We start from the raw sequence: 17,143 nt of genomic DNA on the forward strand, positions 1-17,143 counted from the left end.
CTCCTAATTACAAAATTACAAGATTCATAGGTTTTATTCCGGTCTTTTTTACGTATTAATCAAAGAAATACTTTAATAAATTGGAAAAACCAGATTCCTTTTTCTCTTTCGATTTACTTTCGGTTTCATTCTTTTGCTTATTCACCCGTTTTTGCTTAGGCTGAGCTGGTTGTTCCGTCTGATATTTGACGGAAGGAAATAGTTCTTTTCCTTGTATTTTCGCATTACGATAAGCAAATTGCAATATTCCAACACCGCTCGTAAATTGTGGCTCACGAACACCGATATAGTCAGGTATAGCAATACGTACATTCGAATGGAAAATATCCTGTGCGAGCTCCAAGACTCCAGGCATATTCATAGCTCCGCCTGTTAATACGAACCCGCCTGGAAGCTCACGAACACCCATTCGCTGTAGTTCTTTGGCCGCAAAAACAAAGATTTCTTCTAGTCTTGCTTCAATCATATCAGAGATTTGCAGCTGATTGAATGTTTGTTCTCGATTACTTCCAATAATCTTCACTTCAAATGTTTCATTTTCGTCCGCATCATCAAAAAAGGCATAGCCATATTCTACTTTAATGTTCTCTGCCTCTTCTGTAGAAGTTCTCAACCCTATGGATAGATCTTTCGTAATGTTGTCTCCGCCATAAGGAAGAAGGCTCGTACCCGTTAAGTGTCCATCTTCGAACACAGATACGGTTGTTGATCCGCCTCCAATATCGATTAAAGCTACTCCCAAGTTTGTTTCATCATGGGACAGCGATACAGTACCCGCTGCTAAAGGCTGCAAACACACATCAAGAACTTCAAGTCCGGCTCTCTCTACACATTTTAATGTGTTATGTAAAACGGTTTTGGCGCAAGTAATAATTGTGCCTTCCATTTCTAAACGGACACCGATCATACCGCGTGGATCGGTAATTTCATCTTGTCCATCTACAACAAACTGCTGCGGAATAACATCGACGATTTCACGTTCCGGCGGGACAGATACTACTTGAGCTGCATCGATCACCCGGGCGATGTCTTCATTGCCTATTTCTCTCGTATCACTAGAAACAGCCACGACACCATGACACGGCTGCAGCTGAATGTGGTTTCCATTGACGCCGACAACGACGCGTTCAATTTTCATATCAACCATTCGCTCCGCCTGTTCTACGGCAGATTTGATGGATTGTACGGTTTGGTCGATATCGATAATCGCTCCTTTTTTCATACCATTTGATTTGGCAGAGCCGACACCGATTATATTAAGAGAGTCATTCATAATCTCTCCAATTATTACTTTTATCCTACTCGTTCCTATATCTAAACTCACTAAAATTTCATTTTCATTCACCAGTGACGCACCTCCTGTTACAAGCCATATAAGTACTTAAAATCATATCGTTTTTACGATTAAAAAACAATCTTTGCAATGTTAATGTAAATGAAATGATATAGACGTAACCTGGCAAGTGCCTGCGTTTACGCCTATCTCACTAATTGAATTCCATGAATTTCTAAAAAAACCTTCTATTAATCCTTAATTAATTGAAATTTTTTGCTGAAAAAACTTCAATTAGATCAATAGATTCATTTTTTATCAACCACGTTAACCGTATCCCTCCCCTACTCCTCCTCAGGGGATTCAACAGCATTATCATCAAGCACATCCGCTTGATCCTGTGTAGGATCCTCTACATTTTCACTGTCTTCTTCTGATTCACTATCTTCGTCCTCATAAGCTTCGAAATACGCTCCCACATCAATATGGATGATCCCTTTCTGTCCTTCTTCAATCTGTGAAGCGATGGATGGGTAAGCCAATATTTTCTCAGAAAACGTTCGTATCGAAGCTTGAACCTCATATCCGTCATTCATATATAATTTAATTAAATAAGGATTGTCATCGGTTGGCGAGTAATGTATTTCAGAAATTAGGCCGGTAATGCTGTCCGGTACCTTTTTTAAAGCTTGAGCCATTTCTTCTAAATAGGTCTCTTTTGAAAACCCTTTAAGTATTGGAGCATCTCCGCTTGGAAACTCGGACGTTGAATCTAAGAAGGCTCCGTTCTCAAGAATCGGCTGAAAATTGCCATCCGTCTGCCGATAGCCAATCCGGTCGGCTTCTGTCACTTCAATCACAATCGTGCTCGGCAGGCTTCTGGAAACCTTAGCTTCAAGCACCTGGTCGTGCTTGGAAACTTCTTCGGAAATAGCTGCAGGATCGAGCTGCCAAATGTTTGAATTGTCCCCGACCGCTGCCAAGTCTCTAATTTCCCTTTCGTCTACAAATCTGTTCCCTGTAATTTCCACGTGATTGACGTGGCTTAAAGGTGACTGTAAGTATACGACAATAGCAATCAGGACAAACAGTATCGATAAATACTGAACAAGTCTCCTATTCGCTTTTTTCTTTCGGATTTGTTTAAGCTTTGGAATTCGTTCTTCTATGGAAACAACTTTTTTTTCTTCCATGATGGACATTTCTCCTCGTTGCCATTCCCACTTAATCTTATAAAATGTCTGTCATTTTATATATCCCATATTATATCATATCTGACGCCGCTTTAATGTACGAGATTTTATTTGTTTTCAATTTTTATTACTATTTCACAAAAGGACTTTCGAACTAGGAAATTTACTCGAAACGTCCAAATTATTGTTCCCCTGTATGAGTTTCTCTTAAACATGAAATACTCTCAGAAACAGCCTGCAATCTTTTTTATATATGGGCGGCAGTGGATAAAAACAAAGCACTTAAGCTTCCGCAGCTAAGCGAGGAGGCTTGGCGGCTCCCCGCGCAAAAGCGAGCGAGTTTACCTCCCCCCATTTCTTGCAATGAAACTAAACAAGACAAATAAAATAGCTGTCGAGACAATCTCGACAGCCAGTTCTGTTTGAGTCTATTAAATCGGATAAAAAATCTCATCCCTGTCTAAAAAAACTATTTCGAATAGCGGCTGACGCTCAGTAACAGCCCGAGAGCCCCTAATGTGAGTGTAAGTGATGAACCTCCATAGCTGATAAGCGGAAGGGTAATGCCAGTTACGGGAATAAGGCCAGTCACAACACTAACATTGATCATAACCTGTATCGACACCATCCCGACAATTCCAAGCGCCAGGAGGCTACCGAATAAATCGGACGCAAGCAGGCTTGTTCGCACGCCGCGCCATAACAGGATAAAAAATAGAAGCAGTACAATAACACCGCCGATAAACCCGAGCTCTTCAGCGAGGACGGAATAAATAAAATCCGTCTGCGGTTCCGGCAGATAAAAGAACTTCTGCATGCTCTTCCCAAGGCCCAGGCCCAGCAGACCTCCGGGACCGATGGCATAAAGTGACTGGATAATTTGAAAGCCGCTGCCAAGAGGGTCTTCCCACGGATGCAGAAAGGCCGTGATTCTTTTAATCCGATACGGCGCTGACGCAATTAATGCAACCAGTCCACCGATTCCGCCGGCGACAATTAACATAAAGTGAGCAATTCTCGCACCGGCCACAAACATCATGACTAAACAAGTACCGACCATTACGACACCCGTCCCTAAATCCGGCTGGAGCATGATCAAAGCAAATGGGACGAGAATAATCGCAAGTCCAGGTAAAAAACCTTCCTGAAACGAAACAATTCTTTTTTGCCGCTGGGACAAAAATTTAGCCAGAAAAATGATCAGGCCGAGCTTCATAAATTCTGAAGGCTGGATACTGAACATGCCGATCCCAATCCAGCTTCTCGCTCCGCCCCTGACCATCCCTACACCGGGGATTAAAACTAAAATTAAAAACAGCAGACAGACAGCGACAATTATATGAGCATGCTTATACCACACATAATAAGGGATCCTCGACAGCACGGTCATCGCAATTAAGCCTAAGACGGCAAATAAGGTCTGCCTTTTGGCAAAATACCAGCCATCATCAAACTTGTATTCCGACCAGATACTTGAAGAACTATAGACCATAACCACACCGATCGTTAGAAGACAGAGGATCGATATGGTAAGCCATACATCAGGTTTTTGTTCATTTTCACCCATAAAAAAACCCTACCTCCCAATTGGAAAACAGGGCTTGAAGCTTGTACATAAGCCCTTACTACAGCTTATGCACAGCCTCTTTAAACTTATTACCTCTTTCTTCAAAAGTGCGGTATTGATCCCAGCTTGCACACGCTGGTGACAGCAGGATTACATCACCGCTCACTGCTGATTGACGGGCTTTTCGGACCGCCTCATCCATCGTTTCAACCTGGTAGATACTTTCTACACCGGCTTTTTCACCGGCGTCGGTCAATTTGTCAGCTGTTTCGCCGAAAACAACCATCGACTTAACGCCGCTTAAATATTCGATAAGCCCGTCAAAGTCATTTCCACGATCGAGACCGCCAGCTAATAAAACAACAGGCTGATCAAAAGCTTTTAAAGCGTAAGATGTCGCTAAAATGTTCGTCGCTTTTGAATCATTATAAAAATAAATGTCGTCTTTCTTCGTCACAAATTCCAGACGATGCTCGACACCTCCAAAGGTTGTCAAAACATCGTATACGGCCTGATTAGATACGCCGGAAAGCTTAGCTGCGGCCAAGGCAGCCAAAATATTTGAAAGGTTGTGCTCACCAACTAAGACAATATCTTTTTTGGCCATTACTTTTTCATCTTTAAAATAAATCCATTCTTCATCTGCCCAGCTGCCGTCAACCTGCTTCTTGGATGAAAAAGGTACGAGCTGACACTTAAATGCAGATAAGAAAGATGTAATATCATTATCGTCAGCGTTATAGACAAGATAATCATCACTCGTCTGGTTTTTAGCAATGTTGGCTTTAGCAGAAAAGTACTCTTGAGCCGTTCCGTGATAGTCCAGGTGGGCTTCAAATAAATTGAGCCATACCGCAATATGAGGACGGAAAGTTTCAATGCCCATCAGCTGAAAAGAGGACAGCTCAACAACCATCGTTTCGTCTTCAGCCGTTGTACGGGCCACTTCTGAAGCGACTTCACCAATATTTCCGGCAATGGACACAGGCTGCTGATCCGCTTCAATAAATGCATGCAGAAGCGTTGTAGTCGTCGTTTTTCCATTAGATCCAGTTATTCCAATCAGATTTCCTTCATGAAGAAAGCCGGCTAATTCAACTTCTGTGATCACAGGAATGCCCCGCTTGACTGCTTCATCAACAATTGCATTGTGATAAGGAATCCCTGGGTTTTTCACAACCACATCAGCTTCATCTAAAAGCGACAGCGGATGGCTTCCTGTTACTACTTTGGCGCCTTTTTGCTTCAGTTCTTGAACTTCCGGACTATTTTCATCAGCTTTATAGTCGTTTACGATTGTCTCAATCTGGCTGTCCAGTAAAAGTTCGGCAGCCGCTTTTCCGCTTTTTGCTAATCCTAGAACTAATGCACGATGGTAAGGAAATGTCGTCAGCTTTTTCATCCGAACATCACCTCAATATACATGCCTAAAATGGCAAATACGATTCCAACGGCCCAGAAGGTTGTTACAACACGCCACTCAGACCACCCTATTAATTCGTAGTGATGGTGCAGCGGGCTCATTTTGAAAACTCTTTTTCCTGTTGTCTTAAAGGAAATTACCTGAATAATCACAGACAGTGTTTCAATAACAAACACTCCGCCGATAATGACCAGGAGAAGTTCCAGTTTTGTAAGAATAGCTATAATAGCAATGGCTCCGCCGAGCGCAAGCGATCCGGTATCTCCCATAAAGACTTTGGCAGGGTGGGCGTTGAATACGAGGAAACCAAGCAGGGCCCCGACAACGGCTAGTGAGAAGACAGCCACTTCGATTTGTCCGCCTGTAATCCAGGCCAATATACCAAATGCTCCAAAAGCGATAGCTGCAGTTCCCGCAAGTAATCCATCGAGACCATCTGTTAAGTTGACCGCGTTAGATCCACCAACGAGCATGAATAAGATTAACAGCGGGTAAAGAATGCCAAGCTCAAGCTGCAGGTCAGTCCCTGGTACTGCAATATAAGTCGGGAACCCGTTTTGGCGGAGAATGAAATACACCACAATGGCAATAACAATCTGACCGAGCATTTTCTGCTTCGAAGTCAAGCCAAGGTTCCGCTTTAAAGCTACTTTAATGTAATCATCTAAAAATCCGAGCAGACCGTATCCAATCAGTACAAATAACACTAAAAATATATGTACTTGGCTCGGTTCTGGAATAAACCAGAAACTGGAGACAAGAGTGGTGACCGTAATGGCGATTAAAATCATGACACCGCCCATTGTAGGAGTTCCTGATTTTTTCTGGTGTGATTTTGGACCTTCATCTCTAATGCTTTGGCCAAATTTAAGCCTCCTCAAGAAAGGGATGATGATCGGTGAGAGAATGACGGTTAGTACGAATGATAGCGCCATAGTTAGTAATAGTATATAGTCGTTCAATGAAACTTCCTCCTTCGATGTGTCGTCAGCGCCTAATCATCAGCTATTAGATCTTTTATTAGTTCTTCAAGCTTCATTCCTCTTGAAGCTTTAATTAAGACGACAGTATCAGGTGTTAAATCAGACTGCACCTGAGCACTTAAAGATTGTTTATCGGTAAAATGACGGCTTTGAATTCCCGGCTGTGACTTTTGTACAGCTTCGGAAATTTTGGCGGCATGTTCGCCTATCGTATAGACAGCATCAATATCCTCTGTAATCGCAGAAGCTACGCCGGCATGCAGCCGGTCAGAAAAACTGCCGAGCTCAAACATATCTCCAAGGACTAATACTTTATGCTGCTTGGACTTCAGCCTTAAAATCACTTCAATAACTGCTTTCATTGAGGTAGGTGATGCATTATAGGCGTCATTAATAATAAGGGATCCATGCATTCCCTCAAGCTTTTCATACCTCATGCCTGAGAGCTCAAGCTGCTTAAGGCCTTTCTGAATTTCTTCAGTGGTGAGGCCGAGCTTAAGAGCGAGAGCAATCGCATAAGAAGCATTCTTAACGTTATGCTTCCCAGACAGCGGCAAATGATAACGAATCTGGTTAATTGTGAAATAACAGTCATCATCCTGCTCATCGATTTTCTCAATCACTTGTCTGCAGCTTGAATTAAATCCTGAGCTGATGGCATTCGTTTTTTGATGATACTCTTTAAGAAGCTCTTCATCTCCATCAAAAATAAAAGCACCTTCCTGCCAGCCGTCGAGAATCTCAAGCTTTGCTTTCGCAATACCTTCGCGTGAGCCTAAGTATTCAATATGGGATTCCCCAATATTCGTAATGATCGCATAAGAAGGGCGAGCCAAGTTGGACAGCAGGGATATTTCTCCTGCCTGGCTCATTCCCATTTCCAATACAGCGACTTCGGTATCCTCGGGCATAGCCAGAATTGTTAACGGCAGTCCGATATGATTGTTAAAATTGCCGGCTGTTTTATGTGTGCGGTATTTCACTTGTAGGACCGAAGCAACGAGATCTTTTGTTGTCGTCTTCCCGTTGGACCCCGTAACCCCTATAACCGCCGGGTTTACTTTTTTCAAATAAAAGGAGGACGTCTCCTGTAACGCCTGGAGAGTATCCTCAACAAAGAAAACCGGGAACTCGGTCGGCACAGCTTTAGGAAGCTCCCGGCCCTTCTGCCACAGGGCTGCCACCGCTCCGTTTTTTATAGCATCCATTAAGAACAAATGAGCATCAAAATTTTCACCAGCCAGGGGAATGAATAAGCTCTGCTTTTTTTCTTTCCGCGTATCTGTCATCACTTGACGAAGAGGAATATCAGCATCCGCCGCTCCTCTATGATCGGTGAAAATTGCCGCTAATTCTTGAACTGTAAACATTATAAATGACTCCCCTTAACCTTCAGTAAAATGTCTTTCGCTACTTCATAATCGTCGAAGTCGTAACGGACTCCGTGAATTTCCTGATAAGTTTCATGGCCTTTTCCGGCGATGAGAACCATATCTCCAGCTTGTGCCGCGGATAAGGCTATTTCAATCGCTTTTTTCCTGTCTGCTTCTACATCAAATGCGCCGTTTAGATGGGATGTCATATCTTCAAGGATGAGATTTGGATCCTCCGTTCTCGGATTGTCAGATGTAAATACCACATGGTCCGAATACTTCATGGCCACATCTGCCATCAGCGGGCGTTTCGTGCGGTCCCTGTCACCGCCGCAGCCAACCACGATCCTTACTTTTCCTTTGCAGAATTCCTTCATCGTTTTAAGAACATTTTCCAGCGAGTCGGGAGTATGAGCATAATCCACAACTACGCCGAACGGCTGTCCTTCACTAACCGGCTCGAACCGGCCTTTGACACCTTTCGTTTCGCTGAAGGCTTTTTGAATCACGGACAATTCAATACCTGAAGCAATCGCAGCACCAGCAGAAGCCAGCATGTTATAAACACTGAACATTCCCATTAATGGACTGTCAATCTTTACTTCTCCTTCAGGTGTCACCAACGTAAAGGAACTGCCTTTTTCATGAAGGGAAATGTCTTTTGCCATAATATCCGACTGCTGTTCGATGCCGTAAGTTAAAGCGGGCATTGCTGTAGAACGAATCATTGTGGAAGCAACCGGTGAGTCCTTATTAATAATTGCGAATTTCTCCCGCTCCATATTATAACCATTTCCTAACTGAGCGAACAATAGGGACTTAGCCCGAAGATAGTCTTCCATATTGCTGTGATAATCCAGGTGATCCTGGCTTAAATTCGTGAAAACAGCCACATCAAAGTCACAGCCGTACACTCGTCCCTGATCAAGCGCATGTGAAGAAACTTCCATAATGGCCGTACTTACTCCCTTATTCACCATTTGATGGAAGCTGCGCTGTAAGGATAAAGCATCAGGTGTTGTATTTTTCACAGGATAGGATTTTCCTGCGATCCTCATTTGGATCGTGCCAATTGTTGCTGTTTTCTCATTTTGCAGTGAAAAAATTTCATCGAGCAGGTACGTAATCGTTGTTTTACCGTTTGTACCTGTAACCCCAATGGTATGAACTTTTTGTGTAGGAAAGTCATAAAAAGCCGCAGAAATCATCGCAAGCACTTTCGTCGTATCATTTACATACACAATAGGAAAATCAATATTTAATTCTTTCTCCGCTATAATGACCGCAGCCCCCTGGTCGATGGCGGCCGGGGCATAGTCGTGCCCGTCTGATTCGCTCCCCACGATACAGACGAACACATCCCCTAGAGAAACCGATCTCGAGTCCATGGAGACTCCGGATATGTCTAGATCATTTATATTTTGATTTGTTTTGTAATAAGGTATTAATTCTAATAACTTAGTTAATTGCATTCATACCATCCTAACTGTCTACATTCTATCTCATTATAGCAAAAATAATAAATCGTGTATGGTTTTACCCTAAATTTAGAAAAGTCAATTATCGTTAAAATACAGGCGGATAGCAGAACCGCTTTTTACTTTAGTTCCTGCTTTTGGCGCTTGTGAAACGACTTTATCTCCTTTTCCATTTGATTCTACCTTCAGGTTGGTCAGCATCTCCTTAATTTCTTTTCTCGACATTCCTGTCACATCAGGTACTTCCACTAACGGCTCCTCAGGCCATGCATATTCTTTCTCAAGGCCGTCTTTTCTCTCTTTAACCCCCATCGCACGCAGGCTGTCTTCCATAATCGCACCTACGATCGGAGCGGCTACGACACCTCCAAATTGAACGGTGCCTTTTGGATTATCAACCGCTAAATAAACGACAAGCTCCGGATCATCAGCCGGTGCAAACCCAATGAAAGATACAATATGGTTGTTCTTCATATACTGGCCGTCTTCTCCGACTTTTTGAGCTGTCCCCGTTTTCCCTCCGACGCGGTATCCTTCAACATAGGCGCTTCTCCCTGTTCCTTTCGCTACTACAGATTCGAGAGACTCCCTTACTTTTTTGGAGGTTTCTTCAGAAATAACTCTTTTTACTAGTTTTGGTTCATTTTTCTCAAGTACTTCTCCGCTTATCGGATCAAGCCACGCTTCCTGTACATACGGCTCATAGTAATTACCGCCGTTAACCGCTGCGGCAACAGCCATCACCTGCTGGATAGGGGTAACGGAAACCCCCTGTCCAAACGCGGTGGTTGCCTGCTCAACAGGACCGACTTGTTCTGTCTTAAACAGAATTCCTTTTCCTTCTCCTTCTAAATCAATACCTGTTTTCTGACCAAAGCCAAACTTATTTATATATTCAAATAATCGTTCTTTTCCAAGTCTTTCACCAAGCTGCACAAACCCCGGGTTACACGAGTTCTGAACAACTTCAAGATACGTCTGGCTGCCGTGCCCGCCACGCTTCCAACAGCGTAAAGTAGCTCCGCCTACTTTAGCGGAACCTGAATCATGAAAATGATCATCATGCAGATCCACGAGCCCTTCTTCAAGTGCGGCAGCTAACGTAATAATTTTGAAAGTAGAACCAGGTTCATATGTACTCCAAACCGGCAGATTTCTATTATATACGGAAGCTTCCACGTCCTGATAATTACTTGGGTGGAAATTCGGGCGTGACGCCATCGCTTTTACCTTTCCTGTCTGTGGATCAACAGCAATCGCTATTACCCCGTCTGGATTGTATTTAGCTACAGCCATATCCAATTCTCTCTCTACAATCGACTGGACTTTATGGTCAATTGTCAGCTGCAGGTTCTTCCCATCTACAGGAGGGGTATAAGTGTCGGCCATATCCGGCATCCGCTTCCCTTTTGCGTCAGAGAAGAAAGACAATGCCCCTTCTTTTCCTTTTAACTCTTCGTCATAGTAAGCTTCCAAACCTAGCAGCCCCTGATTATCAATTCCGCTAAAACCCAGCACATGGGAAAGAAACGCTCCGTTAGGATAGTAACGAATCGAATCCTCGGCTACATAAACACCAGGCAAGTCCAACATTTGTATCGCGTACGCCTGCTCATCAGAGATTTTTCGGCCTTCAGGATGAAGCTTTTCGATCGATACCTGCTTCGTAACATGGGTATAGGCTTTTTCCACGCTCATTTCAAGAACATCCGCTAACTTCTTTGCTGTTTTTTCAGGATCTTTAATTTGACGAGGCACAACCATAACGGTAGGAGCGGATTGGTTTCCTACCAGAACCTCTCCATTTGTATCTAATATTTTCCCTCGTTCCGGTTCAAACGTAATATCCCTGCCCCACGACTCTTCTGCTTTCTCTACTAAAAAGTCACTTAAAACAAACTGCACGTATCCTAGCCGCCCAGCAATAACGAGAAATATTAAAAAACCTACAAAAAAAACAGTGACTAACCGTTTTCTGACGATTACCTGTGATACTCTCCTCATATCCATAACTCCTTTACGTACGATAGAGTAAGCTTGTATCACTATATGCAATCGAAAAACGATTAGAACACTGCTTGTCTGACGGGCTATTGCGGTGGAGATAACTCCACTACGAGGTAGCCCCCTTTATTTAATTTTGAGCCTTTTTCAAGATTCTGCTTAACGACGTAGCCATTGCCCATCGTTTCCACCTGAAGTTCAAAATGTTCAGCGAGCTTCTGCACATCTCTTAATGACCACCCTGTTATATCAGGCATTGCCGGTTCATCAGTGATGACAATAATCCGCTGATCCGATAACACTTTCGTACCTGGTTCAGGGATCGTTTTTACAACTTCTTTCCCTTTACCGACTACGGTTACGTTGTCGAACTCTTCCTCAAGCTCTTTCTTAACCTTTTCTGTCTTTTTCCCTGCATAATCTTTCATTTCAAGCTCTTTCACCTTCGTATCGGTGCTCTGGTCCGGATTAATGTTTAAGTAGTGCAGGCTGTTTTCCATCACAGATTTTACAATATGAGAAACAGGCTCAGACCCTGTTTCTGTAACATCTAATTTCGGCTGTTTTACAGCCACATACATAATAAGCTCTGGGTCTTCGACAGGAGCCATACCTAAGAATGAGAAGATGTGATTTTCTTTTCCAGTTAAGTATCCTCCGCCTTCTTTAGGAATCTGGGCGGTGCCTGTTTTCCCTCCCATAGAATAGTCACTTAATTCAAAAGGTTTACCAGTGCCGTGTTCTCCGGAAACAACCCGCTTGAGTAAATCCCTCATCCGGCTGGCGGTTTCCGGTGAAATAGGTTCATCTATTACTTCGGGTTTTTTCTCTTTGATTATTTCTCCAGTCTCGCTCGAAGTGATTTTAGACAGCGTGTACGGCTGCATCATCTTTCCGTCATTAGCGATAGCTGTAGCGGCGGTTAACAGCTGCATCGGGGTCGTTGTAGACCCTTGTCCAAATGTCGTTGTAACTTTTTCTATTGGATATTTATACAGCAGTTTACCGGCACCTTCACCCGGTAAGTCAATACCGGACTTTTCATCCAAATGAAATTCAGAAAGATAGTCTCTGAATTTTTCAGGACCAAGCTTTTCATAGCCTAAGATAGAAGCTGCTACGTTTGACGATCTTTCAAACCCTTCATCATATGTGATTTCTCCCCAGCCCTCCGGCTTATGGTCATGAATCTTGGTTCCGGAAACTTCATAAGATCCGGATTTAAAAGAAGCATCGCCGTTATAGACCCCTTCTTCAATCGCTGCCGCCCACGTGAACATTTTCATCGTGGAACCCGGCTCAAATGAATCGGAAATGATGTCATTATACCAGTTTTGGACTTCTCCCAAATCATTAGGGTTATAGCTTGGACGGTTCCCGAGCGCAAGCACTTGTCCTGTATCAGCGTCCAGGACAGCCGCCATAATTTTCTCCGGTTCATACTGCTCGTCAACCGTAGCCATGGCATCTTCGAGGAACGTCTGAATCTTCTGGTCAATCGTCAGATGAACATTTTCCCCATCGTCCGGTTCTGTAAGCACTTCATTTGGATTAAGAAGCTTCGATCCGTATTTATCCCGTTCGTAAGAAATCTGTCCTTTCTTCTCACGCAGGTATTCCTCCATTTGCTTCTCCACCCCGGTAACTCCTGTAATATGCCCTTCTTCTGTCCGGGCAAAACCGATTATATGGGAAGCAAACGTGCCGTTAGGATAATAACGCTTGGCTTCTTCATCAAAATTAATACCGCTTAATTTAAGAGCTTCGATTTGATCCTTCACATCCTGGGAAAGCTCTCTTCCCTTATTACCAAACTCCACCTGGAATCTGCCGGCTTCCTGAGCTTCCACAATCCGCTCTTCGATTTCAGATTGTTCCATATCCAGGATAGGTGCCAGAGCGGAAGCCGTCTTTTCCGGGTCAGTCACATGAGCCGGATCATCCTCAGATCGTGAATAAGATGGGTCGACAATCGCATACATCTTATACGTCGGACGATCATATGCGAGCACCATCCCGTTCTTATCATAGATGTTCCCTCGCTTGGCATCTAAGGAATATGAACTGGTTCTCACTTCTTCTGCCCATTCGTTTAAATTGACCCCTTCGATTTCAGCAGTGGACTGGATATAAATAAACCGTCCGGCAATGATGAGAAATATCGCAGAGAAACCTATTATCAGAATCGCGGCACCTTTATGTGTATTAGAACTCTTCATAAAGGTTCACCCACCTAGTTTTAATTTCCAATAATTCCTGCTTGCTTAACCTCTGCGTTTTGAATTTTTAAGCCGTTTTCCTTAGCGATTTGAAGAATGCGGTCAGGGTTGCTTAACTCTTTTGCTTCATAAGCAAGGTTCTCATTCGCCGATTTCTGCTGATCAATTTTCTGCTCCATTTTTTGAATATCGCGATTCAGCGTATCCGTTGTGGACGTGAAGTTAACCATAAATACGGATGCAGCAATCACGATTCCTGTAGCCAAAGAATACAGCGCTTTTTCCCCTGTGCTGACCCATTGTTTTTTCTGTACTTTAACTTTGACTTGTTTTTTTGGCTGCTGCTGTTCAATTGGCTGCTGATAATTTCTCGCTCTCTCTATACTCACGTACGCTTCCACCCTTCTTCATATATAAAAGAATCTGACCAAGGTTTTATTTTCTCTACGACCCGCAGTTTCGCTGACCTTGATCGACGGTTGTCATCAAGTTCCTCTTCTTGAGCAACAATTGGTTTGCGAGTCACTAATTTAAATGGCGGCTGCTTGTCTTGTGGGATAACCGGTATATTTTTTGGAAGCGGAGGGTTCGTGCTCCACTTTTTAAAGGCCTGCTTGCATAAACGGTCTTCAAGAGAATGAAACGTAATGACCGCTATACGCCCTTCAATAGATATCACTCTAGCCGCCTGATGAAGGGTATCCTGAAACGCCCCTAATTCATCATTTACAGCAATTCTAATCGCCTGAAAGATCCTCTTCGCCGGATGGCCGCCTTTCCTTCTGGCCGGAGCCGGGATCCCTTCTTTAATGAGATCGACAAGCTCTCCAGTCGTTTCAATCGGCCCATCCTTTCGTGCCGCTTCAATCTTTCTTGCGATTTGTTTAGAAAACTTCTCTTCACCGTATTTAAAAAAGATCCTTACTAAGTCTTCGTAAGACCACTCGTTAATGACGTGCCAGGCCGAAAGCTCCTCTGTCTGATTCATCCTCATATCCAGCGGTGCATCGTTATGGTAGCTGAACCCTCGTTCTGCTACATCGAGCTGCGGGCTGGATACGCCTAGATCATAAACAATTCCATCAATATGATCGAATCCTAGTTCATCAAGCTTTTCCTCAAGCTGTCTAAAGTTGGCATGCACAAAAGTGACTTTTCCTTCAAAAGGCTTTAATCTCTCTTTTGCTGCTTCTAATGCGTTAAGATCCTGGTCAAAAGCTACTAAGTGACCGTCTTTAAGCATAGATACAATTGCCTCAGAGTGGCCTCCCCCTCCTAACGTGCAATCTACATAAATTCCATTAGGCTTTATATGTAATTGCTTAATGGTTTCAGTTTTTAGGACACTGTAATGTTCAAACATAATCTCACTCGTTTCTCTATCTATCAAATATCAAAATCTAACATATTCTCAGCAATTTCAGCGAAAGACTCCTCTGATTCCTCAAAGTAAGCCTCCCATAGTTCCTTGCTCCAAAACTCAATCCGATTGGAAACCCCAATAACTACACATTCCTTTTCCAAAGAAGCATGGTTTCGAAGAGGTGGAGGGATATTGACACGTCCCTGTTTGTCCACTTCACATTCCACGGCCCCTGATAAGAAAAAGCGGGTAAATGCACGGGCATCTTTTTTAGTAAGCGGTAATTTCTTCAGCTTTTCCTCCAATAATTTCCACTCACTCATAGGATAGGCGAATATACATTGATCTAAACCTCTCGTCAGCACGAAGCCGTCTTGAAGTTCATCGCGGAATTTTGATGGGACAATAATCCGGCCTTTTGTATCAATGTTATGTTGAAATTCGCCCATGAACATATAGTCTTCCCCACTTTCTATTTTCAGACTACCACAACGCCCCACTTTTCTCCACTCATTTTTAATAATTCGATAGAAGGTAAAAAAATCCTGCCGTCAAAGGCAGGATTATGAAGGTTTTTTATAATATATTTTAAAGTGGTGAGATGTGGAGGGAATCTATAACTCAATAAAGTAGTGCCCCTTATTTTCATCCAGCTCCTCTTGATTAATTCTTAAAAATAGATCCAGACCATATCGATTGATCCACGGCAGAATATTCCACACTCTTTCCTGAAGGCTTCCGTTTGGACGAAGTGATAACTGAAGGTGGTCAAATCCATCGAGTTCGTGCTGATAGCGGTCTTCGATCGACTGAACCATCCGTTTTCTTAGAAACTCCAGAGAGCTTTCAATATACTCCCAGTTCTTCTTTGCAAGCGCCTCGATATCCGGAGAGATTTCCGATGCCTTCTCCCTTAAAGGAGAGTGCAGCCGATGCATTTCATCGTTCACTTGGCTTACGAGCTGCTCAATCGGCGGAGCACTCTTTGAAGCCAGCCAGTTCAGTTTCAAATGGCCCGCTCCATGCTTAATCACTTCACTACTATTAAGACGGTATTCTCTGAGCAGCTGGACCGTTTTCCGGTCAGCCAGTGTAAAGGAAAGACGCGGCACCACAGGAGGCATTTTCACTTCTGCTGCTTCAAATGCCGGCTTTAATACAGACCAGTAGTTAATTTCACCCGGACCGCCAATAAACGCGAGGACAGGCAGGAGAAGTTCCTGCATGACCGGCCGTGAAACAACATTATTGCTTAACAGCCATGGCATATCTTCTGCCGTTTTGTAAAGTTCTTCATACGTCAGGGTCAGCTCATCTCTTTTACCTGAAAAAGTGCCATCAGGGCGCTTCGTTAAAAGCACGCGCTCCTGCTGATGGTGATAGAATAAGTGCGCATCCTCCACCTCACTGTCTAAAGGAACGGGATACCCCCGTTTCTGATGATCCTGTAAGGCGTCATGGACCCCTTCGCCAATTTCATGATTTTTTTGAAGCAGCGTTTTAAAATACGAGGATTCAAGTTCACGAATTTTCCGGCTGTGGGCATCCATTAAAATAAGGCCGCTTTCTTTAAACAATTCATGAATGATTTTAGCAAAGAATTCTGTGTAGCTGCCTGACTCTTCGATCATTTCTTCAAGCTGTCTAAAAAGATCATTCGTATGTTCGGTCTCAGGAAGCCCCGCAAAAACTTCAGACAGCCAGTTGAACAAAACCGGCTTCTCAAAAGGAAGGTCAGAAACCGAAAGCTTCTCATTTAATTGAGTGTTCACTTGATACTTTTTAGGCTGGCCATCTTTCTCTTGATAAATATGGTTGATCTCTGCAAAGTCGTGATCTTCTCCCGCGATCCAGAAGATCGGAACGACAGAAACACCGAGCTGCTTCTCTTTCTTCTTCGCAAGCTGCAAAACAGAAATAATTTTATTCACCGTGTATAGAGGGCCCGTCAATAAACCCGCCTGCTGGCCGGCTACGACCGCCGTCGTTTCCCTGTCGCCCAGCTTTTTTATATTATGGAAGGTCTGCTCAGAAGCTCCCCAGCGGTCGTTCTCCTCTGTAAGCACGTCTACCAGCTCTTTTCTCTGATACTCACGACGCTGAACTTCCTCGAGCCTCTTCTTCCATTCATCCTCTTTAAAAGGATTATAATTAAATTTATTTTTTACTTTATGATAGTTATTTTTATAGTCGGAAACGAATGAATGAACATCCGGTAAACTCATAGGTTCGATTCGCATGTGAACTTCTCCTTCTATACATAGGTT

At 43.4% G+C, this 17,143-nt stretch carries 13 protein-coding genes; all 13 read right to left on the reverse strand.

Translation table 11 applies throughout. From position 1 onward, the window contains the following. Positions 1–55 precede the first annotated feature (55 nt). Positions 56–1,345 carry a cell division protein FtsA gene (gene ftsA, locus HUS26_RS07460; RefSeq protein ID WP_173916558.1) on the reverse strand — a complete coding sequence of 430 codons (1,290 nt, stop codon included), beginning with the start codon at positions 1,343–1,345 and terminating at the stop codon, positions 56–58. Between the two features lie 272 nt (positions 1,346–1,617). Continuing rightward, the gene (locus tag HUS26_RS07465; RefSeq protein WP_173916559.1) at positions 1,618–2,466 is read right to left on the reverse strand and encodes a cell division protein FtsQ/DivIB; all 849 of its coding nucleotides are present in this window, start codon (positions 2,464–2,466) and stop codon (positions 1,618–1,620) included. Positions 2,467–2,935: 469 nt separating this feature from the next. Continuing rightward, the gene (gene spoVE, locus HUS26_RS07470) at positions 2,936–4,033 is read right to left on the reverse strand and encodes a stage V sporulation protein E (protein WP_173916560.1); all 1,098 of its coding nucleotides are present in this window, start codon (positions 4,031–4,033) and stop codon (positions 2,936–2,938) included. Positions 4,034–4,091: 58 nt separating this feature from the next. Continuing rightward, positions 4,092–5,435, reverse strand: a complete 1,344-nt coding sequence (gene murD, locus HUS26_RS07475; protein ID WP_173916561.1) for a UDP-N-acetylmuramoyl-L-alanine--D-glutamate ligase — start codon at positions 5,433–5,435, stop codon at positions 4,092–4,094. Beyond that, a complete protein-coding gene (gene mraY, locus HUS26_RS07480) occupies positions 5,432–6,391 on the reverse strand; it encodes a phospho-N-acetylmuramoyl-pentapeptide-transferase (protein ID WP_371809619.1) in 960 nt (319 codons plus the stop codon). Before mraY ends, murD begins: the two co-directional genes overlap by 4 nt. A 59-nt stretch (positions 6,392–6,450) precedes the next feature. Further along, entirely contained in the window at positions 6,451–7,809 is a 1,359-nt protein-coding gene (gene murF, locus HUS26_RS07485; RefSeq protein ID WP_371809563.1) for a UDP-N-acetylmuramoyl-tripeptide--D-alanyl-D-alanine ligase, read from the reverse strand. Further along, complete coding sequence (locus tag HUS26_RS07490; protein ID WP_173916563.1) at positions 7,809–9,284, reverse strand: UDP-N-acetylmuramoyl-L-alanyl-D-glutamate--2,6-diaminopimelate ligase; 1,476 nt, start codon at positions 9,282–9,284, stop codon at positions 7,809–7,811. Before HUS26_RS07490 ends, murF begins: the two co-directional genes overlap by 1 nt. Positions 9,285–9,368: 84 nt before the next feature. Continuing rightward, on the reverse strand, positions 9,369–11,294 hold the full coding sequence (locus HUS26_RS07495; protein ID WP_173916564.1) for a stage V sporulation protein D: 1,926 nt from the start codon (positions 11,292–11,294) through the stop codon (positions 9,369–9,371). Between the two features lie 86 nt (positions 11,295–11,380). After that, a complete protein-coding gene (locus HUS26_RS07500) occupies positions 11,381–13,513 on the reverse strand; it encodes a penicillin-binding transpeptidase domain-containing protein (protein WP_173916565.1) in 2,133 nt (710 codons plus the stop codon). A 20-nt stretch (positions 13,514–13,533) separates the two neighbouring features. Beyond that, complete coding sequence (ftsL, locus tag HUS26_RS07505; RefSeq protein ID WP_173916566.1) at positions 13,534–13,902, reverse strand: cell division protein FtsL; 369 nt, start codon at positions 13,900–13,902, stop codon at positions 13,534–13,536. Next, positions 13,899–14,876 (reverse strand): 16S rRNA (cytosine(1402)-N(4))-methyltransferase RsmH, encoded by a 978-nt coding sequence (gene rsmH, locus HUS26_RS07510; protein ID WP_173916567.1) that lies wholly within the window; start codon positions 14,874–14,876, stop codon positions 13,899–13,901. The genes ftsL and rsmH overlap by 4 nt, the downstream gene beginning before the upstream one ends. 23 nt (positions 14,877–14,899) lie before the next feature. Then, positions 14,900–15,331 carry a division/cell wall cluster transcriptional repressor MraZ gene (mraZ, locus tag HUS26_RS07515; RefSeq protein WP_173916568.1) on the reverse strand — a complete coding sequence of 144 codons (432 nt, stop codon included), beginning with the start codon at positions 15,329–15,331 and terminating at the stop codon, positions 14,900–14,902. Positions 15,332–15,490: 159 nt separating this feature from the next. Continuing rightward, a complete protein-coding gene (gene bshC, locus HUS26_RS07520) occupies positions 15,491–17,116 on the reverse strand; it encodes a bacillithiol biosynthesis cysteine-adding enzyme BshC (protein ID WP_173916569.1) in 1,626 nt (541 codons plus the stop codon). Between the last annotated feature and the right edge of the window lie 27 nt (positions 17,117–17,143).

Source organism: Halobacillus sp. Marseille-Q1614 (assembly GCF_902809865.1).
In the GTDB taxonomy this organism is placed as follows: Bacteria; Bacillota; Bacilli; order Bacillales; family Halobacillaceae; genus Halobacillus_A.